The following is a 25,469-nucleotide window of genomic DNA, read 5'->3' as shown; positions in this document are numbered from 1 at the left end:
AGTAATATAGTATTTTAATAGATATGTTGTTTGAAAGTAATTGAGAAAAATAGGAAGAGTTCAACTATATTCATATTATAATGTAGTTATCCGCCCATTTACTTTTACTAACTTTGGAGGTGTTCTATATGCACTATGCATTTTCACGTATAAGGCTACGTAGCTTTTTTGGATGGATGATCATAGGGCTGTTCCTTACGATGATCCCATTAGGTCTATCAAATGTTTCTGAGAATACAACGGAGGTTATTTCACAAATAACTTTGTTTTTTGTATTTCCGTTATTTTGGTTATACGTAAAAACAAATAAAAATAATGTTGTATTTAATAGTTTTTTTGATAAGCCAGGACGTTTACCGTGGGGATTAATTGTATTAGCAACGATAATGGGAATGATTTTTTCAGTCGGTATATCTCATATTCAATTTTACATATTAGCACATACGTTACCGAATTTCTTAGTTACTATGTTAGAAGACGGAAATGTTATTAATACGAGTAACATATATATGACGATATTTACTTTCGTTTCAGCATGTGTATTAGCACCAATTATGGAAGAGGTTATTTTTAGGGGCTTCTTTTTACAGCGAATGGCTTATAAATGGGGGATTAAAAAAGCTGTCATTATATCTTCCATTATTTTTGGCTTAGGACATTTTGATGTTATTGGTGCGTTCATGTTTGGTGTTGTGATGTGTCTTTTATACATAAAGACACAAAATATATGGACGAATATCGCTGTACACGCTCTAAATAATTTAATTGCAACAAGTATGCAATTTGTTGGCGGAGAAGAGAGTAGCGCAATTTCAATTCCTGAATTACAAGCGCAAAGTAATTTATGGATCGGTATCGGTCTTACAGTTGTTGGATTACTTTGGTTAATTCCTTATGTTTGGAAACAATGGCGTAAGGTAAAAGAAGTGGGTGTGCCACCAGTGCGCTTCATAAATGAGGAAAAAGTAGTGAGTGCATCACAAGAAAATGAAGTGTATAGTCAAGTGATTGTAACAGATAGATTGATGGCTGTAGAGCTACCAGATGAGGCTGTAAATAAGCTCGGGTTAGAAGAAAATGATTATGTAACAGTATCTGTAGAAGACGATAAAATCGTTATAAAGAAAGCGCATGATAGATAAGTAAAAAGTAGCTCCTTGTGAGCTACTTTTTACTTTGTAATAATTTCCACACGAAAATTATTGCCGTTCTTTACATATTTAATATCTGTAACAGTGCGCACTGCTTTTAAAATCTCAACTTTTTCACCAATTCGAGGGATAGTCGGAACATTATCCCAAATGCCAAGCAAGTCATCTAAGTGTGCCGTTTTTTCATAAAACCAGATTTTCAATGTAAAACCCCTTTCTCGAACTTTATGTATTTTAATACATAATATATTATTTTTATTCTTATTGTAAGGGGTTTTTATATATTTTATGAATAAAAATTAATTAATCTTCTGGAAAGATATGTTCAATATCAGGAGTAAGAGATATTTCTGATAATACGATATGAGAAACAGTCGTCGCGTATGAAGAAACATCATTAATAAATTCTTCAAGTTCAACAAGTGAAGGAACAGAGATTTTTACAATGTAGCATAAACTTCCTGTTACGCGGTAACAAAAACTTGCAGATGGATAGGACTGAATGAACTGTTGCATACGTGTTGTATCACCGTTTTTTAAAGTGATTTCTAAAATACAATCTAAAACAAGTCCTGCTTTTTTATAATCGATATCGATTGTGTACTTTTGAATCACGCCTTCACTTTCGAGTTTACGAACACGTTCTGCAGTAGACGGAGCAGATAAGTTTACTCGTTTTGCCAATTCGCGCATAGAAAGGCGACTATCATTATATAATTCATTTAAAATTTTTCGATCAACACGGTCTAGTTGCATTTGTAAATATACCTCCAGTAAAATGATAATTTTTGTAAAGGAAAAATATAAATTAAGATTCATATGAAATGTAAAGAGAACTTTATTTATTTTACAATAAAACTGAAGGGAATAGGAGGAAAAATAATGGAGAGAATTTCATTATCAAATGTAGGAGATACAAAGTTTCAAAGGTTATTAGGTCATAATCCGGAAATATTACATTCGTGGAGTACATTAGAAAATACATTATACAATAAAGGAACTCTTTCAGCAGAGTTAAAGGAGCAAGTGAGAAGAACATTAGCGTATGGGAATGAATGCCCGTACTGTATGGCAAAGGGAAGGCCTGATGATATGCAAAAGGTAGAAGAAATTGGTGTAGCAGTTACTTTTGCGCATACATTTATTCATGACAAAAAGGCGATAGATGATACTATGTTTCATGTATTGAAACAATATTGGACAGAAAAAGAAATTGTAGAGCTTTGCGCGTATATTTGTTTTATTACTGCGTCACAACAACTTGGTTTTCTATTTCAATTGCAGCCGAATGAAGGAGGAAATGATGAATAATCAAATAGCAATTATTATAATTGATGTACAAAAGGCGTTTCAATTACCATACTGGGGTGAGAGAAATAATCTTTTTGCTGAAGAAAATATGAGAATTTTGTTAGCAGAATGGAGAAAAAGGAAACGACCAGTTTTTCATATTCAACATGTAAATAAAGAAAATGATCAGTCAATGTTTTATGAGGGAGCAGAAACGGTTAACTTTAAAGAAGAAGTGAAACCATTGTCAGGTGAAGTGGTTATTCAGAAAACCGTTAACAGCGCGTTCATTGGAACAAATTTAGAAGAGCAATTAAGAGAAAACAAATGTAATGCAGTAGTGATTGTAGGATTAACGACAAATCACTGTGTGGAGACTACGACACGAATGGCAGGTAATTTAGGATTTACAACGTATTTAGTGCGTGATGCGACGGCTACTTTTAATCGTAAAGGTCTAGATGGTAAAGAGTATAGTGCAGAAGATATTCACAATATGACACTTGTAAATTTACATGAAGAGTTTGCTACGATTGTGACGACAAAAGAAGTATTAAAATTATTTTAAGAAAATAATTGCGAATTATGTAGAAAAAAATAAGAATATTTCGTATAATCTAAGTACAATCATTTAAAAAATAGGGGTGGCATCGTATGGAGCAAATTCCGGTAAAGAGAATAGAAGAAGTACTTGTTGTAGCAGGGGATGACAAACAAAAGCAAAAGGAATTTTATGAATTGCTCTTATCTACTGAGTTTTATGTTGCTGGCTCACTAGAAGCAGAGGAAGGTGCAACAGAAGGGATACTTCGTTTGCGTCATTTCCAAGGAGAGGGTAGATGGATCGTTCCGTTCTTTACACAAATGGAATTTGTGAAAGATGTATTGCCAGAAGGAACACCCCTTATTACGATACGTGGGAAAGAATTATTTAGTAGCATTGAGAAAGATGCTACAGCAGTATTAAATGTCGGTACTGATATAAGTAAAACATTTATTCCAGAAGAAATTGCAGATATCGCATCTGGACGAATTTTTAACTATTATAAATAAAAGGAAAAGCGTAATCGCTTTTCCTTTTTAATTTGAACACGGAGTAGCTATGCCAGAAGAAATAGAGAGTGTTTTATTATTTGTATTTATTGTCGCTGTAGCTCCAAGAGGGATTCCGATGTTTGGGCTTATATGTCCAATCGGTAAACCGAATAGGACAGGTATAGCATATGGAGTGAAATATTCATATAGTATCGTTTGCAATGATTGAGATGGTTTAGAAGGAGTACAGTCATGACAACTTGTAAAAATAACACCACTACATTCATGAAACTTTCCAGATAAAAGTAGCTGATTTAACATACGATCAACGCGATACGGTTCTTCCCCAATGTCTTCAAGCAATAAAAGTTTATTGGCTGTATTTATCTCGTAGGAGGAGCCAATGATACTCGTTAACACCGCTAAATTGCCTCCAACTAACTGACCTGTAACTGTACGGGAAGAGCTAGGTACGATACATTCTGAAGCAGATAAGATGGTTGAATACGGATGAAATAGTTGGTTGAAAGAAGATAAAGAAAGAGAATCTACACCTTTCCCTAATTCTTCAACCATTGGGCCATGAAAAGTAATAAGCTTTGCATAACGTGAAAAGGCAGTATGTAAAGCTGTAATATCGCTATATCCCCAAAAGATTTTTGGATTTTGCCGAATGATTTCATATTGAATGTGAGGGAGGAGACGAGCGCTACCGTAACCACCTCGTGCACAGAAAACGGCCTTTACCTCATGATTTGAAAATGCTTCATGTATATCATCAAGCCGGACTTGATCCCTTCCAGCTAAATATCCATATTTCTCAGAAACACTCTTCCCGATTACTACAGATAAACCCATTTCTTGTAATACCTTTACACCTTTTAATACATTTTCAATTGTTGGTGGGCCGGACGGTGCAATAATCATTACTGTATCACCTTGTTGTAATGCATTTGGATATATCATTGTTTTCAGCCTCCTTCACTTTCAATATATTCGCTTCATAGGAAGTTCAATCCTTGTAAAAGAAGGGAAAAGTTTGTCAAATAAAGAAGATATAAAGAGAATAGGAGGAGAAATGATGTTTACAAGTCGAGTCATAGATACATTACAAATTAAGTATCCCATTATTCAAGCAGGTATGGCGGGTACGATTACGACGCCAAAACTTGTTGCAGCTGTAAGTAATAGCGGAGGATTAGGTACTCTTGGAGCAGGCTATATGAGCCCAGAACAAATTCGTGAAGCAATTTATACAATAAGGGAGCTAACAGATAAGCCCTTCGGTGTTAATTTACTTTTAACAAAAGAGATACAGATAGAAGAAGAGAAGATAAACTTGGCAAAGGGATTACTTAGCGGAGTGAATAGAGAATTCGGTATAGAGGAAGAAGAGCAGGTAAAGCTTCCAAAAAGTTATAAAGAACAATTACAAGTGTTAGTAGAAGAAAAAGTACCAGTCGTTAGCTTTGCGTTTCAAACGTTAGAAAAAGAAGAGATAAATGATTTGAAAAGAAGTGGAATAAAACTCATCGGCACAGCTACTCATGTGGCAGAGGCGAAAGTGCTTGCTGAATTAGGAGTAGACATTATTGTCGGTCAAGGTAGCGAGGCAGGAGGGCATAGAGGAACGTTTATCGGGAAAGAACAGGACGCTATGATTGGTACGTTTGCATTAATTCCGCAGCTAGTAGCAGCAGTTCCGCATATCCCGATTGTTGCAGCAGGTGGTGTAATGAACGGGCAAGGGCTTGTTGCGGCATTTACACTGGGAGCAGAAGCTGTTCAAATGGGATCAGCCTTTTTAACGAGTGAAGAGAGTATTACGCATGACGTGTATAAAAAAGCGGTTTTACGTAGTACAGATACGAGCACAACTGTAACTCGTGCGTTTTCCGGGAAATATGCACGAGGTATTCGTAATGAATTTATAGAGAAGCATGAAGGGAAAGAAGAAGACCTTCCGATGTATCCGGTGCAAAATGTATTAACCTCTAAAATACGCCAACAAGCAGCAAAGCAAAATAATGGAGAATATATGTCACTTTGGGCGGGACAAGCGTCATCATTAGCACGAATAGAATCAGCTCAGCATGTAGTGGAGAGAGTGATGAAAGAAGCAGATAACGCAATTGAACAATTGCAAAATGTATATAGAAAAAGACCACTTGAATAATTCAAGCGGTCTTTTCATTAGTTTGCTTTATAAAATTGTTGGATGGCCTCATCGATATAAACCCAGCCTTTCCAACCTAAGTGCATATGATCTTTTAAGAAGTATTTATCATACTCATGATTTGAGAAGTCGGCAATTGGATAGCCAGCTTTCTCAATTTGCTCATGAACTTTCTTATAGTACAATTCTCGACGTTCTTTCGGGAAGCCAGCGTAATCGTACCAAGGCCCTTTTACAGGAACAGAAATGAAGAGTGGTTTTGCACCAGATTGTTTTAATAGATCAAGTACAATTTGTAAATCTTCATATTCTGGCGATTGATCATAAGCATCATTTTTTAAGTAGCCTTCACGTTGCTTTAATTTCTTTTTAATTTTGCTATTAAAGTAACCATCTTCAATACCGTAATTGTTAGATCCAGATTCTGCTGCACCTGTTTGATCTGCATGTTTACGAGCTTCATCCCAGTTCATTTGTTTTAATGAAGGATCAAGTTTTTCTTTATGCGGTTTAATATTAAACATTGCTGTAAATAAATCTTTACGATCTAAAATGTTACGGTAAATATAAGCGAAAGGTTTAGCAGCAAGTGCTTTTACTTTATGCTTTGTATCATCGTAAACGATACCTTCAAGCGAAATTTTTAATAAAGTTTCTTTCTTAACGATCTCAAAGTTTAATAAACGTTTTGCAATTTGCTTTTTCATTTCAGGTTTTACATCATCGTTGAAAATGAAGTGGTAACCTTGTTGTTTTGAAAAGTTAGGTGCAAAGTGCGTTTCATCAATACCTTGTGGTACAAACCATTGCGGAGAAAGAACGAATACCATTTTCTTATCTTTCAATTGATCCATTGTAGATGCAAAGTTTAATACATGTACAAGGTCTTGTGTTCCGCCACGTCCAAGTAGGAATGGTGTGAATCCTTCAGGCTTTACTTTGAAATAATTTGATGGATGGTAAGCATCCATACGTGCGAATTCCGATGAACCATACATCGGAAGGTATTTCGAGTCTGCTAACATCTTTTGCTGTAAAATCATACTTTGAATCTTTTCTTCTTTTAAAGAAGTTGCAGCTTGTTCTACTTTTTCGTCACTTAAAAGCGGGAGTAGAAAGCGCGTCGGAATAAGTAGGAATACAGCAAAAAGGGCCAATGCTAAAAGCATCGGACCAAATTTTGCTTTGTTCATCGGATTTCTTCCAACTTCTTAATAACCATGCTTGGAGTAGCCCACTCATCACGGTCAAAATCAGAAATAGAAACTTCAATATCTAAACGCTCTTGGAATTCAACTAATAAAGATACTACAGCGAAAGAATCAAGAATACCTTCTTCAAATAATTGAACATCTAAGTTTTCTTTCACAATATCGTTTTCACATACTTCTTCTAAAATATCTAATACTTGCTCTTTAAATTCTGCCATTTTTAAAATCTCCTTTATATCCGAAATATATTATATGTGCAACTTCTTAATGGTATAAGAAGGGTGCATTAAAAGTATCTGTTAAGGTGTCCAGAGAAAATTAGGAAACCGAAACATACAACGTGGAACGTAATTACAATCGCAAGGACGTGTGTAAATTTATTGTTTGGCCAAAACTTATGCTTCTTGTTTTTTCGTTCGAAAATATCGAATAAAATAAACAGTGCGGCATGATAAAGACCATAAATAATGTATTGATACACATGCTCACCAGTAATATGCCAAATTCCCATGATGAAAAAGTTTAAAAATGCACCGATATACGAAATTGTGTAACGGTTTTTAATTAACTTTTTCTTCGTTGCAAAAAAGACGAAACGCATGTAAATAAAATCACGGAACCAGAATGATAAACTCATGTGCCAACGGTTCCAGAAGTCTTTAATGTTACGACTAATGAACGGTTTATTAAAGTTTTCAGGCGTTTTAATACCCATCATATAACTTACACCAATTACAAATGAGCTATAACCAGCAAAGTCGAAGAATAAATATAAGCTATAGCTATACATGTAAATCATATTCGATAAGACTGTATCTTGCTGAGCAAATGCCGGATCCATAAAATATTGCTTTATTAAGTAAGCGATAATAAATTTATACAAGAAACCTTGGAAAATGCGGTTTAATCCTGTATATAGTAAATTTTGATATTCTTCAGCGCTAGGAGGCTTTTGAATATCTTTTTGGAATCTACGATAACGATCGATAGGTCCTGTTGAAATTGCTGGGAAGAATAAAACGAATTCCCAAAAATTAAAGAAGGAAAGTTCCTTAATTAATCCATCGCGAACTTCAAATACCATTTGCACTGCTCTAAATGTTACATAAGACATCCCTAAAAATACAATAAACTTTAGTTCGGGTGCAAACGGTGCGATTTTTGCCAAAATAAGTGGCAAAATTGATAAAATAACAGCTATACAGAATGTGAATGTGCTATTATTTTGTTTTCTTAAAAGTAAATAGCCTTTAATTAGGGCATATTGCCAAATAATAAATACGGCTAACATAATCGCTTGCTTTGGTTTATCCGAGAAGATAATAGCAAGCATAACTAATGTTAGAACTGCATTATATTTGCGCAACATTTTACCTTTTAATCCAGCTATGATAGTAGGTATTAATAAAATGCCCACTATAGCGAAAAAATAAAATGATCCATATGCGGTCATGCTGTAACCTCACTCAATAATTTTTTGCGATCTACCTTTCCATTTGGTGTCATTGGAATAGAAGATTGATACATGAATTTACGTGGAATCATGTAGTTTGGTAATCGCTCATTGAGTTCTTTTTTGATTGCAGATGTTAATTTGAATTCTTTTTCAAATGAATGTTCTCCAGGAACAACAACCGCTAATAAATAATCGTATTTCTCACCTTTTTTAATTGGAACGATAACTGCTCCTTCTACGTAAGAACACGCACGAAGGTGATGCTCAATTTCTTCTAATTCCATTCGATAACCATGCAGCTTAATTTGGAAATCAAGACGACCATTATAGAATAGAAGACCATTTTCAACATAGCCAGCATCGCCTGTTTTATAGGCGCGCTCACCGTCAATCATAGTAAATGCTTTTTCTGTTAATTCAGGGCTTCCTAAATATCCAACGCTTACGCTTGGACCAACAATTACGATTTCACCTTTTTCACCATCAGGCGCAATCGTACCATCTTCTTTCATAATAAGAAGGCGGCAGTCTGATTTACAGTAGCCAACTGGAAGTGATTTGTATTGATCAAGCACTTCTTCTGTAACGTGAATACCTGTTACAGCGACAGTAGCTTCAGTTGGACCGTACGTATTCATAATTGTTGCTTTTGGGAAACGCTCAATTAATTTTCTAGCTACTTCATTTGGTAACACTTCACCGCAGAATAAGAATGTTTTCATGTTTGGTAGCATACTCTCAGAGAAAGATGCTTCCATTAAACACATCTCTGCGAAAGATGGTGTGGAAGTCCATACTTGTATATCCGATTGCTCTAAAGAAGCAAACAAGTCTTTTGGACGTGCAATCATATCTTTATCAATTGCCCAAAGTGTACCACCTGTTACTAATGATGGGTAAATATCCATGACAGATAAATCAAATGAGAAAGGTGCTTGGTTTAAGAATACTTGCCCCGTTTGTAAGTTGAAATCTTCTACAGCCCATTTTGTAAAACTTACAAGGCAGTTATAAGTAATCTGAACCCCTTTCGGATTACCTGTGCTTCCTGATGTGTAAATAATGTAGAAGTTTTCATCACCTTTTACCGCATGTTCAGGATTTGGAGTTTTCCCTTTATGAGTAAAGAAAATATCTTTTAAGTTGTCCTCACTTACAATGCGAACTGGTAAATCAGTTACAGTTACTTCAGTTCCTGATAAAAGTAGTTTCGCACCAGAATTTTCAGCGATACGTTGTACACGATCAGCTGGGATAGATAAATCTACAGGAATATAAGCGTGTCCAGCTTTTACACATCCTAAAAAGTTAATAATCATTTCAGGTTGCATATGGCCATACACCATAATTGGTGAACGATCATCTGGATACTCAGAAGAAATCCAATGTGCTAACGCATCAGAATCTTCCTTTAATTGTTTGTACGTAATTTTCGCATCTCGCCAAACAAAAGCAGTTTGATCAGGCGTTTCAATAGCCCACTTTTCAATTTGTTCTAATAACTTCATAACGTTCCCACCCTAGAATTCATTGTAAATAAATGTACTTGTGTTTGTATCATGGAATCCATACAACCAAAGTAATGCAAATAAAATTGCAAGGTAATAAACCGTCTTTGCAACCCATTGTGTGAGTGGTCGAGACCATATCTCTTTTAATCTTTCCATGTCTTTCCCTCTCTTAATGAAATAATAGCTCTTTGTAGGTATCATGTCCTACATTATTGTGAAAAAAACAAAATTCCACATTTTAGGTAAAAATAAGTCAAAAGGCTCTTTTCTGATATTAGCACTAAATACTAAAAAAGAAAATCCCTAACTTAGCAATTATATTACATTCAGCATCAATTTGTAATGGATTTGATATGTAAATAGGAAGTGGATTGTGTGAATACATAAAAGTGGACTAGAAGAATACGTAAAATATAGTATTTGTGCTTATGAGTCATTCGAGACAAAGTAAACTTTTACATTTCTAGCCCTTTTAAAAAGGAGGAAATTATCATGGATAGAGTGTGGAAGAATCTAATTTCGGAAGAAAATATCGTGAAATGGAGAAGGTATTTCCATAAGTATCCAGAATTATCGTTTCATGAAAAAGAAACTTCGCAATTTATATATGATACAGTATGCTCATTTTCTTCTTTTGAAGTAACGAGACCGACGAAGTATAGTGTACTAGCAATTAAAAGAGGAACGGAACAAGGGAAAGTGATTGCGATTCGAGCTGATATAGATGCGTTGCCAATTCAAGAGGAGACAAGTAAATCTTATACGTCTGTGAATAAAGGTGTAATGCATGCATGTGGGCATGATGCTCACGCGGCTATTTTGTTGGGGACAGCAGAAGTGCTAGCAAATATAAAGGAAAATTTTGCAGGTGAGATTCGTCTATTCTTTCAGCATGCAGAAGAGGTGTATCCTGGCGGGGGACAAGAAATGGTTGAAGCAGGCGTAATGGATGGTGTTGATTATGTAATAGGTTTACATGTTATGTCAGGACTTGAGAGCGGGAAGATAGGCATTGCGTATGGGCCGATGATGGCTGCACCAGACGTATTTACAGTTGAAATTCAAGGGAAAGGAGGGCACGCGGCGAGGCCAGAAGAAACGATAGATCCTATTGCTATCGGAGCACAGATTATTACAAATTTACAACATATCGTATCAAGAAATACAAGTGCTTTTATGCAAAGAGTCATTTCGGTTACGCAGTTTCATGGGGGAATGGCTGATAATATTATTCCTAGTGCAGCAACTTTAATGGGAACTGTTCGTTCATTTAATCAAGCATTAAGGATAGAAGCAGAAGAGAAAATTGAGAAAATCGTGAAAGGAATTACCGAAGCACATGGAGGGTCGTATACATATTCGTATCGATATGGATATGATCCGGTTATTAATGATGAATATATTACGAAAGTAGTAGAAGAAAGTGCACTACATTTGTTTGGAAATGAGCGTGTTGTGAAGCTTGAACCTTCTATGGGAGGAGAAGATTTTTCGGCATATTTAAGAAAAGCACCTGGTTGTTTTATTAAATTAGGGACTGGTAATAAAAAGATAGATACTTGCTACCCGCATCATCATCCAAAATTTGATGTAGATGAATCAGCTCTCATTTATGGAGTGGAATTATTTTTAGAAACAACAATGAGATTATTGAAATCATAGAAAAGTATAAAGTGCAACTTTAATCAGTGGGGGTTTTACTGCCCATTAAAGTGGGATAAAAAAAGGCAACTGCGCTTTATCGCAGTTGCTTTTATTTCTTTCCGTCAGAGAGGGCTGAGAAAGAACTATGCTCATTTATAGTATATGAATAGCTAACGGACAAGCTTGTACATTTTAATCATTTTTTTAAAAATAGTTGTTGACATTGATAATCAATTTCAATTAATCTAAATATAGTTGAAATTGATAATTATTATCAATAGGATGGATGCGACATGTTAATGAGAAAAAAATTTCACCTTCTACGGAGGGGATTAAAAGATAAAAATAAAGAAGTTGATCAGCATATGGAATGGCAACGAAATGTAATTCGTTCTGAATATGTAGATGAGAAGAAGAGCATTCAAACAGAAAAAGAGATACAAAGTAAGGGGAGAGGTTCAGTTGAGTAAGTTAGTAATGATTTTTGCAAGTATGAGTGGAAATACAGAGGAAATGGCTGATCATATTGCCGGCGTGATTCGTGAAACTGAAAATGAAATTGAAGTGATTGATATTATGGATTCACCAGAAGCTTCTATATTAGAACAGTATGATGGAATTATTTTAGGTGCATACACTTGGGGAGATGGTGACCTTCCGGATGATTTCTTAGATTTTTATGACGCAATGGATTCTATTGATTTAACTGGGAAAAAAGCGGCAGTATTCGGATCATGTGATTCGGCTTATCCAAAATATGGCGTGGCAGTTGACATTTTAATAGAAAAGCTAAAAGAACGCGGGGCAGAAGTTGTGTTAGAAGGATTAAAAGTAGAATTAACGCCAGAAGATGAAGATGTAGAAAAATGTTTACAGTTTGGAGCTGAATTTGTAAAACACCTTTCTTAATGGCAGAAGGGAGATGAAGAGCAAGTGCATGAGAAAATCGCAATTAAAACGATGACAGATTATCATTTGTATGATTTTATGCGTTGTCCACATAAATTTTATTTTCGTCATATCAAAAGAAGAGAACCTTCTTCGTTTGAATGGCAACAAATCGCACAAATGATTGTGAATCGAATTATTAACGAATATTACACATTACCGGCAGGCCAACAAACGAAAATTGTACTTTTAATATTAATAGAAAAGTATTGGAAAAAAGTAAGGGTTAATATGTTTGCTTCGAAGATGGAGTATTACATTGTGTTAGCGAAGCTAACGGATCACTTATTACAGTTTGTTGAAAGAGATGATAGTCAGACACCACCGTTATTTTTATATGAAAAATTTCAAACATATATGGAAGAGTTAGGTGTCCACATGTCATTGACATTAGAAGTTGGTGAGTGGAGTACTGAGTCGTTTGTAATTAAAAAGTATGTTGTCGATGCGGATGAGGAAATGCTTGCTCTTTGTCAAAAGCTAATGACAGTATTTAGTTATAAAGCTTTCGGCATTCTTCCAGGGAAAATTGAAGTTATTAATTTAATAGAAGGAACTAAGTATGACTACACTCCGAAACAGGAAGATATTATAACTGGAATGGCTCATTTATCTAGAATGAAAGAAATGTTACAGCAACCTGAGCATTATACAGAGCGTCATTTTCGTTCTGAGTGTATAAGTTGTGCATTTCGTAGTGAATGCCAAGGGGAAGAAGTAAAGAAAGAAGCGAAACAGAAGAAAAATATCGTACATTAAAGGATGCAAATTTGCATCCTTTAATGTTGTTGACATGAAAAGCTTTTCATCATGTACCGTATATTTGTAGCAGATTTTAATAAAGGGAGGAATAATCAATGAAAGATGAAACGAAAGTATTTCAATGGTTAAAAGAACAGAATGCCCCTTTTGGAATTCAACTGCAAATTTTACAGGCATTTCAACTGTATAAAGTCATTGTTGAAATGGATAAAAAGTTAATGTTATATGAGGAGAGAGAATATAGGGAGAGAATGTAATCTCATCCCTGCAGTATTGCTTTCAGTTGTTCTATACCAGCTAAAAACTCAAGTTCATTCTTTGTTTCAAAGTTATAAATTATATTATGTAGTAAAGGACTGTATTGATAAAAACTTGTGATACGGTGAATGAGTAATGGATCATGGCGTGAAGTAAGTGTACAGTATTGTTCATATACTGATGTAGTAAATTCATGTCCGAAATCATCATATAGCCCAGCAAAGTCAAAGGCAGGATCTCCAATTTGAGCATCACCAAAATCAATGATTCCTGAAATGGTTTTATTTTGGTTATCAAATAAAATGTGATGATGTGTAAAGTCAGCGTGAATGATTGTATTTGGAAATACCGATGTAGCTATACAGGCAAAAAAATTCTCGAATAAACGGTTTAAGGTTGATTTCTGGAACGAAGTTAGACTGTTAGTAACATACTCATTTAATTTAGTTTGTAGCTCTTTCCAGTAGGTAAGTGTTTTTTCGGTAGGGAACCCTAACGCTGTAACACTTTTTAGAGGAATGCTATGTAGAGCCGCAAGGAAAGTAGCTAATTGTGTAATAATTATTTTTCGTTCTTTTTCATCTAAGTTCGCAACTATTTCTGTTTTTAATGGTTCACCATGAATGAGAGTATAGTAACTACAAAGCGGAATAGCATCAGTCTCCTTTTTATAGAATAGGTGATACTTTGGAACCTCAATTTCATGTAGTGAATAAGAGAGAAGTGTGCACAGTTCTTTTTCTAACGGAATTCGAATTGCATATTCTTGTTTTCGCGGGAAACGAAACAGTAGCTCATCATTTACTATAATTGCTACATTATCCCATCCTTCTTCATTTTGTTTATAGGAATGTATAGAAAGATTAGGTAGAGCTTCTTTAATATATTGTTTGTAAGAGTCCATAATTGTTCCTCATTTCTAAGTTAAGTTATTCTATTTCATGATATCAGAATTTTCTTTCTATATGTTAAAATATAATTATCATTATGAAGAGGGGCGGGAGTGTTATGAAGAAAAGACTATTAATAACGTCTCTATGTATTACTTTTGGATTGTTTTGGTCATATAAAGAAGAGGTTTTTGCGAGCTATAAACAGATTGATCAGTACGGATTAAATAAGGAATTAAAGAACAAAAGTATAGAAACTTTAACTCATAATGAAATGAAAAAGGTAGGAGAACATTTTGTGACCGAGCAACTATCAGTGTTTGGATTTCATAATAAAGAAGATGTAAAACGAAAAGGTGAAGAACTATTTTTAAATAGTGGGTATGAACAATTAATGAAAAACTATTATCCAAATCGTTTTCAGGATTTAGAGTATAAATTTATAAACGGAGAGATACGTGAAGTAACGGATGAAAGTTTTCTCTATAAAACTGTAGCGTACGTGGCGGGTACTGAAAATGGTAAGAGAAGCGAAATGAAATTGAATTATGAAATGAAAATTGTAAAGGTTAATCATGCATTAAAGGTGTTAGAACAAAAACAGTACGTACAATAAAGTGAAACATAAATCAGTGCTATAAATAGTGGAATAAAAAATCCCCCAGTTCTTTGAGGGATTCTAAAGATTTTCATTTTGTTGACCAAGTTCTTTTTGAGCAATATATAAATTTCCTTGCTCAACTTGTTTCTGAGTAAGAACCGAATCACCTGCATACCCTTTTTCTGTTTTTACAGTTCTTTTTGAACGATTGGAATCTTGTTTCTTCATATAATAAATCACCTTCCATCAAAAATAAACGAAAATGATAAGCACAAGCAATACAGCGGCAAAAATGGTAATCCCCATTAAAAACGAAGTGTTTTTATATTTAGGTTGTTTATGTACATCTTGCCGATATCCAGGTGAAATTTCAGGGGCGAATTCTTCGTCGAATGATTGCTTTTTTTCTTTTTCGTCCATATGTATCCACCTTTCTTTTTCATTATGTTATACGTTTAAAGAAAAAATATGCATAAAGAAAACCGCCCTCTATCGTGAGCGGCGGTTTTCTATTGTATATTTTCTTTGAACTTGAAAGAGACGGATAAGAAGGAAGGTGGCGCCAAATGCTAAACCGATAATAAGACCAATCCAATATCCTTTTGCTGCCCAATCAGTATAGGTTGCTAATATGTAACCGAGAGGGAGACCAATTACCCAATAGGCGATTAATGTCATAATTAAGGCGACATTTACATCTTTATAACCACGTAGTGCCCCTTGTACAGGAGTTGCAATTGCATCTGAAATTTGAAATAAAATCGCAAATATAAGGAATTCTTTTGCTAAATGATGAACTTGTATATCTGTCGTATAAATAGAAGCAATTTCATCATCAAAGAAGTAAAGAAGAATGGAATATAATAGGGCGAATGCAAGTGCTAAGCCAATCCCGATAAATCCATATTGTTTTGCGTTATTATATCGTTTCGCTCCAACTTCAAATCCAACAGAGATGGTCATGGCCATTGCTAAACTTAAAGGAGTCATATATAGCAAGGAAGCGAAGTTCATAGCTGCTTGATGAGCTGCGATTGTTGTCGTACTAAAATTACTCATCATAAGTGTTACCGCAGCGAAAATACTCGTTTCAAAAAAGATAGCAAATCCGATAGGGACGCCAAGTTTTAAGAATTCTTTCCAACTCGAAAGAGAAGGGCGATATAATTGTTTAAAGATATGGAAAGATGCAAAAGGCTCTTTCGTACGAATAATCATAACGGTAATAATTAAAATGCACCAATAGGTTGCTGCAGAAGCAATTGCTGCTCCGACACCACCGAGTTTTGGAAAACCGAAGTTACCGAAAATTAATACATAATTTAATACTACATTAATTGGTAATGATAGTAATGTAATGATCATCGTTGTACGAGTTTTTCCTAATGCATCAATAAATCCGCGTAAAACTGTGTAAGTAAATAAAGGGATAATTCCAATTGCGATAATACTTAAAAATTGTGCTGCAATACGTTCTACAGGTTCTTCTAATCGCATGCCATTTAAAATAGGTGTAACAGTAAAGAAACCGATAAGGATAACAACGAGGCTAGCGAAAATGGCTAAATATACTGCCTGTATGACAACGTGAGGAACATCCTCTTTTTTCTTAGATCCAACGAGTTGTGCAACAATTGGAGTCGTAGCCATCAAAATTCCTGTTAATCCCGTACTAACTGGAATCCATATACTTGTTCCGATAGCAACACCTGCTAAATCAATAGGGCTTGCATGTCCTGACATTGTCGTATCGAAAAAACTCATTGCAAATAATGACATTTGCGTAACGAAAATCGGGAAAAATAGTAATACAAATTGTTTTAATTTTTGTGATAATGAATTAGTTTCTTTCATAAAATCCCCTTTCCGCTAAAAAACAAACTCTAACTATCATACAATTTAATCAAAAAATAGAAAAGAAATACGCGTATACAATATGTACAATCAATAAAAAAAGGATGCACTTTAAAAGGGGATAAGGTATTATGATAAGGTGTGAAAAATTACATATTTGTTATTAAGGAGGCACTACTCGTGGCTGATTGGTTAATTGGAATAATCATGGGTGCTGTTGAAGGTTTAACAGAGTTTTTACCAGTTTCATCAACAGGACATATGATTTTAACAGGTCATTTACTTGGATTCGACGACGAGAGAGCGAAAGTTTTCGAAGTTGTTATCCAATTGGGATCGATTTTAGCAGTTGTAGTTATATTTTGGAAGCGTCTATGGTCTTTAGTAGGTATAGGAAAAGTAACAGATGGACCATCGTTAAATTTATTACATATTATTATCGGAATGATTCCTGCTGGCATATTAGGTGTATTATTCCATAGTGCAATTAAAAAGGTTTTATTTGGTCCAGGACCAGTTGTCATTAGTTTAGTAGCCGGTGGTATTTTAATGATTGTTGCTGAGAAGTTTTCGAAACCAAGTACAGCAAGAACATTAGATGAAATCACATATAAGCAAGCATTTACAATCGGAATGTTCCAATGTTTAGCGCTTTGGCCAGGATTTTCTCGTTCTGGTTCTACAATAAGTGGTGGTTTATTAGCTCGCGTGTCACATACAGCGGCAGCTGAATATACATTCATCTTAGCAGTACCAATGATGGTAGCAGCAAGTGGCTTAGATTTAATTAAAAGCTGGGATATATTAAGTGCGGCTGATATACCGTTATTTGCAACAGGATTTATTACAGCGTTCGTTGTTGCAATGCTTGCAATTGTTTCATTCTTAAAATTATTATCTCGCGTAAAACTAACACCGTTTGCTTACTACCGTTTCATTTTAGCTGCGGTATTCTATTTCTTCATTATGTAATAAAAAAACTGCCGAGTTCGGCAGTTTTTTTATTTTACTACTTTTTCCATCATACTTTCCATTACATGTTCCCAAAGAGAAGTATCATCAGCTAATGTAGCACGGAAATTAGCGTACATTTCTTTTTGTTTCTCTTCGAATGTTGGATCTTCTTTTTCAGGTAATGTAGCGCGCATCGAAGTTACTAACTCTTGTACTTTTGGAGCACGTGGTCCCCAAACGGCTTGTTCGTTTCCATCTTTATCAATGAAAATAAAGATTGGAATCGCACGTGCTGTTCCGTTTGTTAAATATTGATCCATTAATTCTAAGTTTTCATCGCGAATTAATAATGACATATCAATATTTGCAACTTCAGAAATTCGTTTCATAACAGGCACGCATAAAAGAGCATCGCCACACCAATCAGCTGTTAATACGATAACACGCCAGCCATCATTTTGACGTTCTTCTAATACAGGAAGTAATTCATTTGGAATTAAAAAGTTATTGTAAATGTGCAGTAGCTCGTATTGATTTACTTTCATTTCATTCACATATGTATCAAAGGACATACCTTTATCAGCCCATTGTTGTAAGTTCATAAGTAACACCTCTTTAGTATGATTTGTTTTCATTGTACCAATTTTTATATAGAAAAGCTTGTATTCTTACTCTTTCTTGTCACTTAATAATTTATTTAATAGGAAAAGGAATAGTACGACACATAATTCAGCTATGTTGGACAGTTGTACGCTCTCTATCCAATCGTCAGCGGTATGAATGACGAACCAATCTAGCGTAATTTCAATGATGGAGAGCAGGACGATTGAGAGCCAATTGGGCATACTTGTCATCATTGGATGTAGGATTACTTTAAAGAAAATGAATATAAAATATGTAATACCATCTAATAAAAGAATAAGTAAAAAAAAGAGTAGTAGAGCTGTTCTTGATGAATATTCTATACCTGTAATTTGAAAGATTCCTATAAATACAAAGAATATAAATGCAAAGAATATAATGAGAATAAGAATAACAACACTAATAATAATAGTCTTATCTTTTAGATTAAGATTAGAAAATTTGTCTTCTTCGCTCACTACTCCAACTCCTTTTTTTGGAAATTCAACTTTATTGTATCATGAAATGTATATTAAAAAACTACGAATTATGGGAAAATAAGGTGACAAAAAGTAAGATTTCATGTAGAATTATTAATAAGGTTTTTATTTAACTAAATGAAATAAAAGGGGCTGTCAAAGTTGTCTCAAAATCGAGAGCAATTAATGGAAGAACTATCGACAAATGTTTTTGCTATGTTCCGCACGTTGCGTAATGATATTGGAAAAATATTTGGTGGTTACATACCGTGGAATGAGTTCATCGTCCTTAGAATATTGAATCGTACGAATAAAGAAATGGTATCACGTGTAGCGAATGAGTTAAATGTGTCGAATAGTCATATTACAGCTGTTACAGAAAAATTAATTAATAAAGGTTTTGTAACTCGTTCGCGTTCTACGTCAGATCGCCGAGTTGTATATTTGGAGATTACAGAGCAAGGAAAAAATTTAGTTACGAAAATGGAAGATGCGAAAAAACAATATTTACAAGAAAGATTTTCTACGCTTTCAGAAGAAGAAATGAATATAATGATATCTATTTCTAAAAAACTTATTTAAGTTATTACAAGTGAGAAAACGCTTACGTAGTGATGGAGAAGACTTTCCTTATATGAGGGAGGTCTTCTTTCGTATGTAAAAGATTATAAAAAAGAAAATATGTAACATACTACTAGTAAAGGAAAGGGGGCAAAAATATGACAAATCGAAATGGTAGTAAAGGGAGCGGAAATCAAGGCTCACCGAGATCAGGACAATTTCAGCAAGAGTTTAGTGCTGAATTTGAGACTGGTAATGATAACAAAGGAAAAGAATATCGTTCGAAAAAAGGAAGTAAATCAAAAAAGGAGTGAATCATTTCACTCCTTTTTTGATTTAAGATGCGGCAGATTGATCCGTATTATATTTTTCTTCTGATTTTGCGACAATCATTGCGCAAATTGCATCACCAGAAATATTTACAGCTGTTCTTGACATATCTAGAATGCGGTCAATACCGATAATTAAGGCAATACCTTCTACTGGTAGATTTACTTGATTTAAAACCATCGTCAGCATTACAAGCCCAACACCTGGTACACCAGCAGTACCGATACTTGCTAGTACAGCAGTTAATACGACTACAGCTAACTGGGAGATAGTAAGTTCAACGCCGTATACTTGAGCGATAAATACAGTTGCTACACCTTGCATAATGGCAGTACCGTCCATATTAATCGTTGCACCTAATGGTTGTACAAAAGAGCTGATTGCTTTTGGAACTCCAAGCTTCTCTTGTGCGGTTTTCATTGCAAATGGAAGAGATGCATTAGAGCTAGATGTACTAAATCCAATCGCCATTACTGGTCCGAAATGTTTAAAGAAACGGACAATGCTTTCTTTTGCCAATACTTTTAATAAGCCACCATATACGAAGACACCGTGAATGATAAGTACTAGCATAACGACAATCATATACTTGAACATCGCAGCGACGCCTGCAAGACCCATTTTACCGACGGATGAAGCAAGCAACCCAAATGTTCCGATTGGAGCTAATTTCATAACGAGATTAACGAGGTACATCATTAATTCGTTGCCCTGTTCAAGTAATGAATGAATACCTTGGACACGTTTTCCTAAAATAGCTATACCAAGTCCAATTAATACGGCAAAGGCAATAATTTGTAACATGTTTCCATCAGCCATCGCTTTTGCTGGATTATCTGGTACGATATTTAGCAATGTATCGACGAAAGATGTTTCGGTTTTTGCACCTTCATATTTAAGCCCTTCGGTTTTAAAATTACCACCAGATCCTGGTTGTATAATCAGTGCAAATGTAACTGCAATAGAGATGGCAACGGCTGTAGTTACAAGAAAAAATGAAATTGATTTTAAACCAATTCTTCCAAGTTGCTTCGGGTCCCCAAGACCAGCAGCTCCAAGTACGATAGAAATGAATACAACAGGGACAACTAGCATTTTAATGAGGCGAATAAACAATTGACCAAGTGGATTGAACACATATTGATTTAATGGTTCAAAAATGGATGGTGCAGCTAAATTTAAAGTGAGTCCGACAACTAAACCGAGAAATAATGCAATTAAGATTGCTTTTGTTTGTTTCAATAAAATCCCCCCTTATTTTTTGTAAAATAGCTTTCTACATTAATTGTACCGAAAAAATACCTATTTTGACAATATTTTCTGAATATTTTGTATAAAAATATTTATCCCGCTTTAATGGGCAGTAAGACCCCCACCTCAAAATTCAGCGAAAGCAAAGAAGTTAGGTGGGGGTCGGGCTGCCCATTAAAGTCCGATTGGTTCAACTAATAATCAGTGGGGGATGAAGAACCTCCCACTGATTAAAGTTTCACTTTATTTTAATGTAGAGAGGATTACATTTTGTATTTGAAAAACAAAATAGGCCATCACATCGGATGACCTAGGGAAGGGGACAATTTATGTCAATTTAATTAGGGATGGAAGTTGTTCAAGACACTGGGGAATGTCTTATAAATTAGGGAGGAACAACTTCGATACATATACTATAAAAGGTGAGTGTGACCTTGATGTGAACATAGAGTGAAAGAGAGAGGGAGTTTTAAATAGAAGATAGAAAGACAAAAAATAAGACCATCACATATGATGGCCAAAGGAAGGGGACAATTTATGTCAATTTAATTAGGGATGGAAGTTGTTCAAGACACTGGGGAATGTCTTATAAATTAGGGAGGAACAACTTCGATACATATACTATAAAAGATAGATGTGACCGGGGTGTGAACATAGAGTGAAAGAGAGAGGGAGTTTTAAATAGAAGATAGAAAGACAAAAAATAAGACCATCACGCAGGATGGCCAAAGGAAGGGGACAATTTATGTCAATTTAATTAGGGATGGAAGTTGTTCAAGACACTGGGGAATGTCTTATAAATTAGGGAGGAACAACTTCGATACACATACTATAAAATGTGGATGTGACCGGGGTGTGAACATAGAGTGAAAGAGAGAGGGAGTTTTAAATAGAAGATAGAAAGACAAAAAATAAGACCATCACATATGATGGCCAAAGGAAGGGGACAATTTATGTCAATTTAATTAGGGATGGAAAGCTGTTCAAGACACTGGGGAATGTCTTATAAATTAGGGAGGAACAGCTCCGATACATATACTATAAAAGATAGATGTGACCCCTATGTGAATATAGAGTGAAAGGTATGAGGATTTAAGCAATGATACATATAAAATGATTGTTGTGAGAGTTATAGAGTAAGGGTACTTATAATAGAAAGAGTCTTTTCATAAATGAAGTGAAGTTCGAGTATAAATAAAAGTTGAAAACTATGAAAAAAAGGATTATGCTCAACTATATTATAAGAATATAAGGTTTATCCTGCTATTTAAGGTTTTTTATAAGCCTTTAGTTATGAGGGGAAAAAGGGAGCTAGTGAATATGGAAGTAACAAAAAGACAAAGGCTGTATAATCGTATTATACGATTAAATCCACCACAAATATTAGCATTAGGTTTTTTCTGCTTAATTGTGGTTGGCGGTTTGTTATTAAAGTTACCATTCGCAACGAAAGTACATATTAGTTGGGTAGATGCTTTCTTTACGGCAACATCAGCAGCAACTGTAACGGGGTTGGGAGTAGTAGATACTGCAAGTACGTTTACGATGTTTGGCGAAATTGTAATTATGTTTTTAATTCAAACGGGCGGTTTAGGTCTTATGACGATTGCCATTTTAATTGTTTGGGTATTAGGTAAAAAAATCGGATTACGTCACCGCTTATTAATTGGAGAGGCGTTTAATCAGACAAATATAGGTGGTCTCGTAAAATTAGTAAAACGTGTCTTTATATTTTCAATTTGTATTGAGTTTATTGGAGTTATCTTTTTATCATTTCGTTTTATTCCAGAGTTTGGCTTTGGAAAAGGTGTATACTATAGTATTTTTCACGTGATCGCATCTTATAATAATGCTGGATTTGCTCTATGGCCGGATAATTTAACAAGGTATGTAGGCGATCCGATTATTAATATTGGGATTTGCTCTTTAATCGTAATAGGTGGTCTCGGATTTACCGTACTAATTGATATATGGTATAGCCGGAGTTTTCGAAAACTATCGCTTCATTCCAAAATCATGATTATTGGAACGGTAGCGCTAAATGTGATAGCGATGATTGTGATTTTTTTATTGGAATATAATAATGTGAAGACGTTAGGGAATTTACCGTTAAATGAAAAGTTATGGGCTTCTTTTTTTCAAGGGATTACTCCTCGTACGGCTGGATTTAATACAGTTGACTACGGGGGAATGGAAGAATCATCTATATTATTTACGATGGTTTTAATGTTTATTGGTGCAGGAAGTGTATCAACAGGTGGAGGGATTAAATTAACAACGTTTGTTATTTTAGTTACATCTGTTCTTTCTTTCTTTAGAAAGAAAGAGGAAATCGTATTATTTCAGCGCACAATTAAAATGTCGACAGTAACGAGAGCATTAGCAATTGCCGTTGCTAGTCAAATCCTTATTTTTGCAGCAGTATTTATGTTAATGCTTACAGAAGACTTCAGTTTTATTCAGTTACTATTTGAAACAATTTCAGCGTTTGGAACGGTAGGATTAACGATGGGAATTACTGCAAAGTTATCAGCGTTTGGAAAATGTATGATTATGTTTGTTATGTTTTGTGGATTAATCGGACCGTTAACACTTGTATTTTCTTTAGCGCGACCAGCAAAACAAAAAATTAAATATCCGTCAGAAGATGTATTTACAGGATAAGGTATCCCGCATAAGCGAGATACCTTTTTCTTTTTAAAAGAGGGAGAACAATAAGCCGATAAGCGCTACTCGGAATAAAATTGCAATGAGTGCTGCAATTCCGCCGACAATGGCAGCGATACCACCAGTTACAGTAGCTCCGCGGTTATAAGCGTAAATACCTAGTAGTACAGAAACAAGACCGAATAATGTTGGGAAGGTGAAAAGTGATAAGATAGATAAGGCAAGAGCGATAAAGCCAGCCGTTGATCCAGCAGCGGACGATCTTACATCATTTTTATGTTCCTTCTCATCGTAATCAATGCGCTGTGGTGCAACCTCAGCTGCATATTCTTCTTTATAGTCACTATAATCACTATCTATTCTATCTCTTTTTTTATACTCATCAAATTTCTCAGTCAAAGTCATGACTCCTTTCATAACAAGGTTCAATAGTAGTATGTATCTCTTTTTCCTTTTTATCCGAGTATGTACAGGGAGTAATATCCATTTAAAAGGTGAAGATTGTTTTTTTGAAATAGGAAAAGTTAGTATGACTTCCTCTATTTTGGAAAGTATAAAAAAGAATAATGAGGAAAGGGTGCAATACATAATGGAACATCCAATTGAAAATTTAATGAAAACAGCAATGACAAATTTAAAAGAGATGGTAGATGTAAATACGATTGTTGGAAGTCCAGTTTCAACAGCTGATGGAAATGTAGTATTAACAGTATCTCAAGTGGCCTTTGGTTTTGGAGCTGGAGGAAGTGACTTTAAAGGTGAATTTATTTCCGAAAAACATAATAATGGACAAGGGCAGCATAAAGAGAATAAGCAAAGTCATCCATTTGGAGGCGGAAGTGGGGCTGGGGTTTCTATTAGCCCGGTTGCTTTTTTAGTAGTTGGTTCTAACGGTGTGCAAGTATTGCATCTCAATAGTAGTACACATTTAATTGAAAAAGCTTTAAATACCGTACCAAGCACTGTAGATAAATTTGTAAATGGTCGCTAAAGGTGAACTTGCATTTTTTAGGAATTATGATATATTAGAAAAAGTGCGCTTTAGGATGATCGGAATAATTGAATTGTAAATATATATGATGTGTGGAATAAGGGAGAGGAATTTATGATTAATATCAAAAACTTAGTAGTTGGCTTATGTATGTTAGTAAGCGGTTTTGTTGTATATGTAATAAAAGAAAAAGCTCCATTCTAAAACAGACAAACCGTTATTGTCTGTTTTAAATTTGTGAAAAATGTTGACAAGTTGTTATATTGATGTTAAAATTTTAATTCGTGTCTCGGTTACAGCTAGTGTAAAGTAAATAAATCTTATAAATATAATACGAAAAGTTTGCGAAAGATCGGGTAGTTTTACCAACAACTTTTGTGAACAAACCCTATAAATTATAATTATAGGCTTTATAGGTATACTAGTGAATCAAGGAGCGGTCAGTGGAACCGTAATGATGAGAGAGAGGTAGGGCTTTCATCCAGTATATGTTACTTTCCCGTTAGGTGAATATAAAAAAGAGGACTCCTTTTCAAAAGGGGTCCTCTTTCTTTTTTGTATTGAATTTAAATGCGGCTCTCAACTTGCTGGCAAATTTCATCTGTTGTTAAACCGTGGGCGTTAATTACCGATCCTTTTATTGATGTATCTGCAATACCCATCATATTAGAATCTTGCCCAGTTACAACGCAACAGTCGCATCCTTGTGCGTCATGTTCCGAGTTAATTGTAACGACTTCATGCCCCTGTTGCTGAAGAGCTTGTTGGACATCTGTTAACGAATTTTCAACACCAATTTTAGCCATAATTCTCACCTCCTACCATCTA

At 34.8% G+C, this 25,469-nt stretch carries 34 protein-coding genes; 17 read left to right on the top strand and 17 right to left on the bottom strand.

From position 1 onward, the window contains the following. Nucleotides 1-128: 128 nt before the first annotated feature. Nucleotides 129-1,142 (top strand): CPBP family intramembrane glutamic endopeptidase, encoded by a 1,014-nt coding sequence (locus tag RCJ96_RS08030; protein WP_270796270.1) that lies wholly within the window; start codon nucleotides 129-131, stop codon nucleotides 1,140-1,142. Between the two features lie 29 nt (nucleotides 1,143-1,171). On the opposite strand, the gene RCJ96_RS08025 is transcribed toward RCJ96_RS08030, so the two are convergent. Together RCJ96_RS08025 and RCJ96_RS08020 are read right to left on the bottom strand one after the other, a co-directional pair. Continuing rightward, nucleotides 1,172-1,354 (bottom strand): DUF3913 family protein, encoded by a 183-nt coding sequence (locus RCJ96_RS08025; RefSeq protein ID WP_074610755.1) that lies wholly within the window; start codon nucleotides 1,352-1,354, stop codon nucleotides 1,172-1,174. A gap of 100 nt (nucleotides 1,355-1,454) precedes the next feature. Then, the gene (locus RCJ96_RS08020) at nucleotides 1,455-1,907 is read right to left on the bottom strand and encodes an Lrp/AsnC family transcriptional regulator (RefSeq protein WP_001175495.1); all 453 of its coding nucleotides are present in this window, start codon (nucleotides 1,905-1,907) and stop codon (nucleotides 1,455-1,457) included. 63 nt (nucleotides 1,908-1,970) lie between these two features. Here RCJ96_RS08020 and RCJ96_RS08015 point away from each other — a divergent pair, with 63 nt between their 5' ends. From RCJ96_RS08015 to RCJ96_RS08005, 3 genes are all read left to right on the top strand, one after another. Continuing rightward, nucleotides 1,971-2,462, top strand: coding sequence for a carboxymuconolactone decarboxylase family protein (locus tag RCJ96_RS08015; protein ID WP_139302917.1), 492 nt, complete (start codon nucleotides 1,971-1,973; stop codon nucleotides 2,460-2,462). Then, nucleotides 2,455-3,009 carry a cysteine hydrolase family protein gene (locus RCJ96_RS08010; protein ID WP_270796271.1) on the top strand — a complete coding sequence of 185 codons (555 nt, stop codon included), beginning with the start codon at nucleotides 2,455-2,457 and terminating at the stop codon, nucleotides 3,007-3,009. Before RCJ96_RS08015 ends, RCJ96_RS08010 begins: the two co-directional genes overlap by 8 nt. Before the next feature lie 86 nt (nucleotides 3,010-3,095). Next, nucleotides 3,096-3,494, top strand: a complete 399-nt coding sequence (locus RCJ96_RS08005) for an SseB family protein (RefSeq protein WP_000435209.1) — start codon at nucleotides 3,096-3,098, stop codon at nucleotides 3,492-3,494. Nucleotides 3,495-3,521: 27 nt separating this feature from the next. On the opposite strand, the gene RCJ96_RS08000 is transcribed toward RCJ96_RS08005, so the two are convergent. Next, nucleotides 3,522-4,442 carry a S66 peptidase family protein gene (locus tag RCJ96_RS08000; RefSeq protein ID WP_416504421.1) on the bottom strand — a complete coding sequence of 307 codons (921 nt, stop codon included), beginning with the start codon at nucleotides 4,440-4,442 and terminating at the stop codon, nucleotides 3,522-3,524. 115 nt (nucleotides 4,443-4,557) lie between these two features. Between RCJ96_RS08000 and RCJ96_RS07995 the strand changes: the two genes are divergently transcribed. Continuing rightward, the gene (locus tag RCJ96_RS07995; protein ID WP_416504420.1) at nucleotides 4,558-5,652 is read left to right on the top strand and encodes an NAD(P)H-dependent flavin oxidoreductase; all 1,095 of its coding nucleotides are present in this window, start codon (nucleotides 4,558-4,560) and stop codon (nucleotides 5,650-5,652) included. A gap of 17 nt (nucleotides 5,653-5,669) precedes the next feature. Here the strand turns inward: RCJ96_RS07995 and dltD are convergent, their stop codons facing one another. From dltD to RCJ96_RS07970, 5 genes are all read right to left on the bottom strand, one after another. Beyond that, nucleotides 5,670-6,845 (bottom strand): D-alanyl-lipoteichoic acid biosynthesis protein DltD, encoded by a 1,176-nt coding sequence (dltD, locus tag RCJ96_RS07990; protein ID WP_270796279.1) that lies wholly within the window; start codon nucleotides 6,843-6,845, stop codon nucleotides 5,670-5,672. Next, nucleotides 6,842-7,081 carry a D-alanine--poly(phosphoribitol) ligase subunit DltC gene (dltC, locus tag RCJ96_RS07985; RefSeq protein WP_270796282.1) on the bottom strand — a complete coding sequence of 80 codons (240 nt, stop codon included), beginning with the start codon at nucleotides 7,079-7,081 and terminating at the stop codon, nucleotides 6,842-6,844. The genes dltD and dltC overlap by 4 nt, the downstream gene beginning before the upstream one ends. Before the next feature lie 68 nt (nucleotides 7,082-7,149). Further along, nucleotides 7,150-8,316 carry a D-alanyl-lipoteichoic acid biosynthesis protein DltB gene (gene dltB / locus RCJ96_RS07980; RefSeq protein WP_270796285.1) on the bottom strand — a complete coding sequence of 389 codons (1,167 nt, stop codon included), beginning with the start codon at nucleotides 8,314-8,316 and terminating at the stop codon, nucleotides 7,150-7,152. Beyond that, on the bottom strand, nucleotides 8,313-9,827 hold the full coding sequence (dltA, locus tag RCJ96_RS07975) for a D-alanine--poly(phosphoribitol) ligase subunit DltA (protein ID WP_000770523.1): 1,515 nt from the start codon (nucleotides 9,825-9,827) through the stop codon (nucleotides 8,313-8,315). Before dltA ends, dltB begins: the two co-directional genes overlap by 4 nt. A 12-nt stretch (nucleotides 9,828-9,839) precedes the next feature. Further along, nucleotides 9,840-9,986 (bottom strand): teichoic acid D-Ala incorporation-associated protein DltX, encoded by a 147-nt coding sequence (locus RCJ96_RS07970; RefSeq protein ID WP_000440293.1) that lies wholly within the window; start codon nucleotides 9,984-9,986, stop codon nucleotides 9,840-9,842. A 336-nt stretch (nucleotides 9,987-10,322) separates the two neighbouring features. On the opposite strand from RCJ96_RS07970, the gene RCJ96_RS07965 reads away from it, so the two are divergent. The 5 genes from RCJ96_RS07965 (at nucleotide 10,323) to RCJ96_RS07945 (ending at nucleotide 13,441) form a co-directional block, all read left to right on the top strand. Continuing rightward, nucleotides 10,323-11,492, top strand: coding sequence for an amidohydrolase (locus tag RCJ96_RS07965; RefSeq protein ID WP_074610765.1), 1,170 nt, complete (start codon nucleotides 10,323-10,325; stop codon nucleotides 11,490-11,492). A gap of 275 nt (nucleotides 11,493-11,767) precedes the next feature. Then, the gene (locus RCJ96_RS07960; RefSeq protein ID WP_000929012.1) at nucleotides 11,768-11,944 is read left to right on the top strand and encodes a hypothetical protein; all 177 of its coding nucleotides are present in this window, start codon (nucleotides 11,768-11,770) and stop codon (nucleotides 11,942-11,944) included. After that, nucleotides 11,937-12,383, top strand: coding sequence for a flavodoxin (locus RCJ96_RS07955; RefSeq protein WP_000041150.1), 447 nt, complete (start codon nucleotides 11,937-11,939; stop codon nucleotides 12,381-12,383). Before RCJ96_RS07960 ends, RCJ96_RS07955 begins: the two co-directional genes overlap by 8 nt. A gap of 24 nt (nucleotides 12,384-12,407) precedes the next feature. Continuing rightward, nucleotides 12,408-13,181 (top strand): hypothetical protein, encoded by a 774-nt coding sequence (locus RCJ96_RS07950; protein ID WP_000544556.1) that lies wholly within the window; start codon nucleotides 12,408-12,410, stop codon nucleotides 13,179-13,181. A 98-nt stretch (nucleotides 13,182-13,279) separates the two neighbouring features. Continuing rightward, nucleotides 13,280-13,441, top strand: coding sequence for a hypothetical protein (locus tag RCJ96_RS07945; protein WP_000651089.1), 162 nt, complete (start codon nucleotides 13,280-13,282; stop codon nucleotides 13,439-13,441). Nucleotides 13,442-13,443: 2 nt separating this feature from the next. Here RCJ96_RS07945 and RCJ96_RS07940 read toward each other — a convergent pair whose 3' ends face one another. After that, nucleotides 13,444-14,346: an aminoglycoside phosphotransferase family protein gene (locus tag RCJ96_RS07940; protein ID WP_270796287.1), complete on the bottom strand. Its 903-nt coding sequence runs from the start codon at nucleotides 14,344-14,346 to the stop codon at nucleotides 13,444-13,446. Between the two features lie 83 nt (nucleotides 14,347-14,429). Between RCJ96_RS07940 and RCJ96_RS07935 the strand changes: the two genes are divergently transcribed. After that, the gene (locus RCJ96_RS07935) at nucleotides 14,430-14,948 is read left to right on the top strand and encodes a biotin transporter BioY (RefSeq protein ID WP_270796289.1); all 519 of its coding nucleotides are present in this window, start codon (nucleotides 14,430-14,432) and stop codon (nucleotides 14,946-14,948) included. 63 nt (nucleotides 14,949-15,011) lie between these two features. On the opposite strand, the gene RCJ96_RS07930 is transcribed toward RCJ96_RS07935, so the two are convergent. The 3 genes from RCJ96_RS07930 to RCJ96_RS07920 all read right to left on the bottom strand — a co-directional run bounded on the left by RCJ96_RS07930 (nucleotide 15,012) and on the right by RCJ96_RS07920 (nucleotide 16,787). Next, the gene (locus RCJ96_RS07930) at nucleotides 15,012-15,161 is read right to left on the bottom strand and encodes a hypothetical protein (RefSeq protein WP_000743739.1); all 150 of its coding nucleotides are present in this window, start codon (nucleotides 15,159-15,161) and stop codon (nucleotides 15,012-15,014) included. An 18-nt stretch (nucleotides 15,162-15,179) separates the two neighbouring features. After that, nucleotides 15,180-15,353, bottom strand: coding sequence for a hypothetical protein (locus tag RCJ96_RS07925; RefSeq protein WP_000343560.1), 174 nt, complete (start codon nucleotides 15,351-15,353; stop codon nucleotides 15,180-15,182). Between the two features lie 69 nt (nucleotides 15,354-15,422). Beyond that, the gene (locus tag RCJ96_RS07920; protein WP_270796291.1) at nucleotides 15,423-16,787 is read right to left on the bottom strand and encodes an MATE family efflux transporter; all 1,365 of its coding nucleotides are present in this window, start codon (nucleotides 16,785-16,787) and stop codon (nucleotides 15,423-15,425) included. Between the two features lie 180 nt (nucleotides 16,788-16,967). Between RCJ96_RS07920 and uppP the strand changes: the two genes are divergently transcribed. Beyond that, a complete protein-coding gene (gene uppP, locus RCJ96_RS07915; protein ID WP_000796243.1) occupies nucleotides 16,968-17,759 on the top strand; it encodes a bacitracin resistance undecaprenyl-diphosphatase in 792 nt (263 codons plus the stop codon). A gap of 29 nt (nucleotides 17,760-17,788) precedes the next feature. Here the strand turns inward: uppP and RCJ96_RS07910 are convergent, their stop codons facing one another. Then, nucleotides 17,789-18,376, bottom strand: coding sequence for a thioredoxin family protein (locus RCJ96_RS07910; RefSeq protein ID WP_125902873.1), 588 nt, complete (start codon nucleotides 18,374-18,376; stop codon nucleotides 17,789-17,791). 33 nt (nucleotides 18,377-18,409) lie between these two features. Next, complete coding sequence (locus RCJ96_RS07905; RefSeq protein ID WP_416504417.1) at nucleotides 18,410-18,841, bottom strand: YrvL family regulatory protein; 432 nt, start codon at nucleotides 18,839-18,841, stop codon at nucleotides 18,410-18,412. A 162-nt stretch (nucleotides 18,842-19,003) separates the two neighbouring features. Here RCJ96_RS07905 and RCJ96_RS07900 point away from each other — a divergent pair, with 162 nt between their 5' ends. Then, a complete protein-coding gene (locus RCJ96_RS07900; protein WP_139302918.1) occupies nucleotides 19,004-19,423 on the top strand; it encodes a MarR family winged helix-turn-helix transcriptional regulator in 420 nt (139 codons plus the stop codon). A 137-nt stretch (nucleotides 19,424-19,560) separates the two neighbouring features. Beyond that, on the top strand, nucleotides 19,561-19,716 hold the full coding sequence (locus RCJ96_RS07895) for a hypothetical protein (protein WP_000184934.1): 156 nt from the start codon (nucleotides 19,561-19,563) through the stop codon (nucleotides 19,714-19,716). Nucleotides 19,717-19,738: 22 nt separating this feature from the next. Here the strand turns inward: RCJ96_RS07895 and RCJ96_RS07890 are convergent, their stop codons facing one another. Continuing rightward, nucleotides 19,739-20,974, bottom strand: coding sequence for a dicarboxylate/amino acid:cation symporter (locus RCJ96_RS07890; RefSeq protein WP_000814817.1), 1,236 nt, complete (start codon nucleotides 20,972-20,974; stop codon nucleotides 19,739-19,741). 1,329 nt (nucleotides 20,975-22,303) lie between these two features. On the opposite strand from RCJ96_RS07890, the gene RCJ96_RS07885 reads away from it, so the two are divergent. Continuing rightward, a complete protein-coding gene (locus RCJ96_RS07885; protein WP_416504416.1) occupies nucleotides 22,304-23,647 on the top strand; it encodes a TrkH family potassium uptake protein in 1,344 nt (447 codons plus the stop codon). Nucleotides 23,648-23,680: 33 nt separating this feature from the next. Here the strand turns inward: RCJ96_RS07885 and RCJ96_RS07880 are convergent, their stop codons facing one another. Next, on the bottom strand, nucleotides 23,681-24,049 hold the full coding sequence (locus RCJ96_RS07880) for an imidazole glycerol phosphate synthase (RefSeq protein ID WP_416504415.1): 369 nt from the start codon (nucleotides 24,047-24,049) through the stop codon (nucleotides 23,681-23,683). Between the two features lie 130 nt (nucleotides 24,050-24,179). Between RCJ96_RS07880 and ytfJ the strand changes: the two genes are divergently transcribed. Together ytfJ and RCJ96_RS07870 are read left to right on the top strand one after the other, a co-directional pair. Then, nucleotides 24,180-24,641, top strand: a complete 462-nt coding sequence (ytfJ, locus tag RCJ96_RS07875) for a GerW family sporulation protein (protein ID WP_001997038.1) — start codon at nucleotides 24,180-24,182, stop codon at nucleotides 24,639-24,641. Between the two features lie 114 nt (nucleotides 24,642-24,755). After that, complete coding sequence (locus RCJ96_RS07870; RefSeq protein WP_000608225.1) at nucleotides 24,756-24,845, top strand: hypothetical protein; 90 nt, start codon at nucleotides 24,756-24,758, stop codon at nucleotides 24,843-24,845. 362 nt (nucleotides 24,846-25,207) lie between these two features. On the opposite strand, the gene RCJ96_RS07865 is transcribed toward RCJ96_RS07870, so the two are convergent. Further along, on the bottom strand, nucleotides 25,208-25,447 hold the full coding sequence (locus RCJ96_RS07865; protein ID WP_001062581.1) for a YkuS family protein: 240 nt from the start codon (nucleotides 25,445-25,447) through the stop codon (nucleotides 25,208-25,210). Nucleotides 25,448-25,469 lie beyond the last annotated feature (22 nt).

The sequence above is a fragment of the Bacillus sp. BSL6 genome (assembly GCF_052928345.1).
Note: the sequence above shows the minus strand (reverse complement) of the source record. Positions and strands in the feature narration are given on the sequence as shown.

Bases quoted from the DNA above. Each gene is read 5' to 3' on its own strand.
- RCJ96_RS08030 (WP_270796270.1), top strand. From the start codon at position 129: ATGCACTATGCATTTTCACGTATAAGGCTACGTAGCTTTTTTGGATGG.
- RCJ96_RS08020 (WP_001175495.1), bottom strand. From the start codon at position 1,907: ATGCAACTAGACCGTGTTGATCGAAAAATTTTAAATGAATTATATAAT.
- RCJ96_RS08015 (WP_139302917.1), top strand. From the start codon at position 1,971: ATGAAATGTAAAGAGAACTTTATTTATTTTACAATAAAACTGAAGGGA.
- RCJ96_RS08010 (WP_270796271.1), top strand. From the start codon at position 2,455: ATGAATAATCAAATAGCAATTATTATAATTGATGTACAAAAGGCGTTT.
- RCJ96_RS08005 (WP_000435209.1), top strand. From the start codon at position 3,096: ATGGAGCAAATTCCGGTAAAGAGAATAGAAGAAGTACTTGTTGTAGCA.
- RCJ96_RS08000 (WP_416504421.1), bottom strand. From the start codon at position 4,442: ATGATATATCCAAATGCATTACAACAAGGTGATACAGTAATGATTATT.
- RCJ96_RS07995 (WP_416504420.1), top strand. From the start codon at position 4,558: ATGTTTACAAGTCGAGTCATAGATACATTACAAATTAAGTATCCCATT.
- dltD (WP_270796279.1), bottom strand. From the start codon at position 6,845: ATGAACAAAGCAAAATTTGGTCCGATGCTTTTAGCATTGGCCCTTTTT.
- dltC (WP_270796282.1), bottom strand. From the start codon at position 7,081: ATGGCAGAATTTAAAGAGCAAGTATTAGATATTTTAGAAGAAGTATGT.
- dltB (WP_270796285.1), bottom strand. From the start codon at position 8,316: ATGACCGCATATGGATCATTTTATTTTTTCGCTATAGTGGGCATTTTA.
- dltA (WP_000770523.1), bottom strand. From the start codon at position 9,827: ATGAAGTTATTAGAACAAATTGAAAAGTGGGCTATTGAAACGCCTGAT.
- RCJ96_RS07970 (WP_000440293.1), bottom strand. From the start codon at position 9,986: ATGGAAAGATTAAAAGAGATATGGTCTCGACCACTCACACAATGGGTT.
- RCJ96_RS07965 (WP_074610765.1), top strand. From the start codon at position 10,323: ATGGATAGAGTGTGGAAGAATCTAATTTCGGAAGAAAATATCGTGAAA.
- RCJ96_RS07960 (WP_000929012.1), top strand. From the start codon at position 11,768: ATGTTAATGAGAAAAAAATTTCACCTTCTACGGAGGGGATTAAAAGAT.
- RCJ96_RS07945 (WP_000651089.1), top strand. From the start codon at position 13,280: ATGAAAGATGAAACGAAAGTATTTCAATGGTTAAAAGAACAGAATGCC.
- RCJ96_RS07940 (WP_270796287.1), bottom strand. From the start codon at position 14,346: ATGGACTCTTACAAACAATATATTAAAGAAGCTCTACCTAATCTTTCT.
- RCJ96_RS07935 (WP_270796289.1), top strand. From the start codon at position 14,430: ATGAAGAGGGGCGGGAGTGTTATGAAGAAAAGACTATTAATAACGTCT.
- RCJ96_RS07930 (WP_000743739.1), bottom strand. From the start codon at position 15,161: ATGAAGAAACAAGATTCCAATCGTTCAAAAAGAACTGTAAAAACAGAA.
- RCJ96_RS07925 (WP_000343560.1), bottom strand. From the start codon at position 15,353: ATGGACGAAAAAGAAAAAAAGCAATCATTCGACGAAGAATTCGCCCCT.
- RCJ96_RS07920 (WP_270796291.1), bottom strand. From the start codon at position 16,787: ATGAAAGAAACTAATTCATTATCACAAAAATTAAAACAATTTGTATTA.
- RCJ96_RS07910 (WP_125902873.1), bottom strand. From the start codon at position 18,376: ATGAAAACAAATCATACTAAAGAGGTGTTACTTATGAACTTACAACAA.
- RCJ96_RS07895 (WP_000184934.1), top strand. From the start codon at position 19,561: ATGACAAATCGAAATGGTAGTAAAGGGAGCGGAAATCAAGGCTCACCG.
- RCJ96_RS07885 (WP_416504416.1), top strand. From the start codon at position 22,304: ATGGAAGTAACAAAAAGACAAAGGCTGTATAATCGTATTATACGATTA.
- ytfJ (WP_001997038.1), top strand. From the start codon at position 24,180: ATGACTTCCTCTATTTTGGAAAGTATAAAAAAGAATAATGAGGAAAGG.
- RCJ96_RS07870 (WP_000608225.1), top strand. From the start codon at position 24,756: ATGATTAATATCAAAAACTTAGTAGTTGGCTTATGTATGTTAGTAAGC.
- RCJ96_RS07865 (WP_001062581.1), bottom strand. From the start codon at position 25,447: ATGGCTAAAATTGGTGTTGAAAATTCGTTAACAGATGTCCAACAAGCT.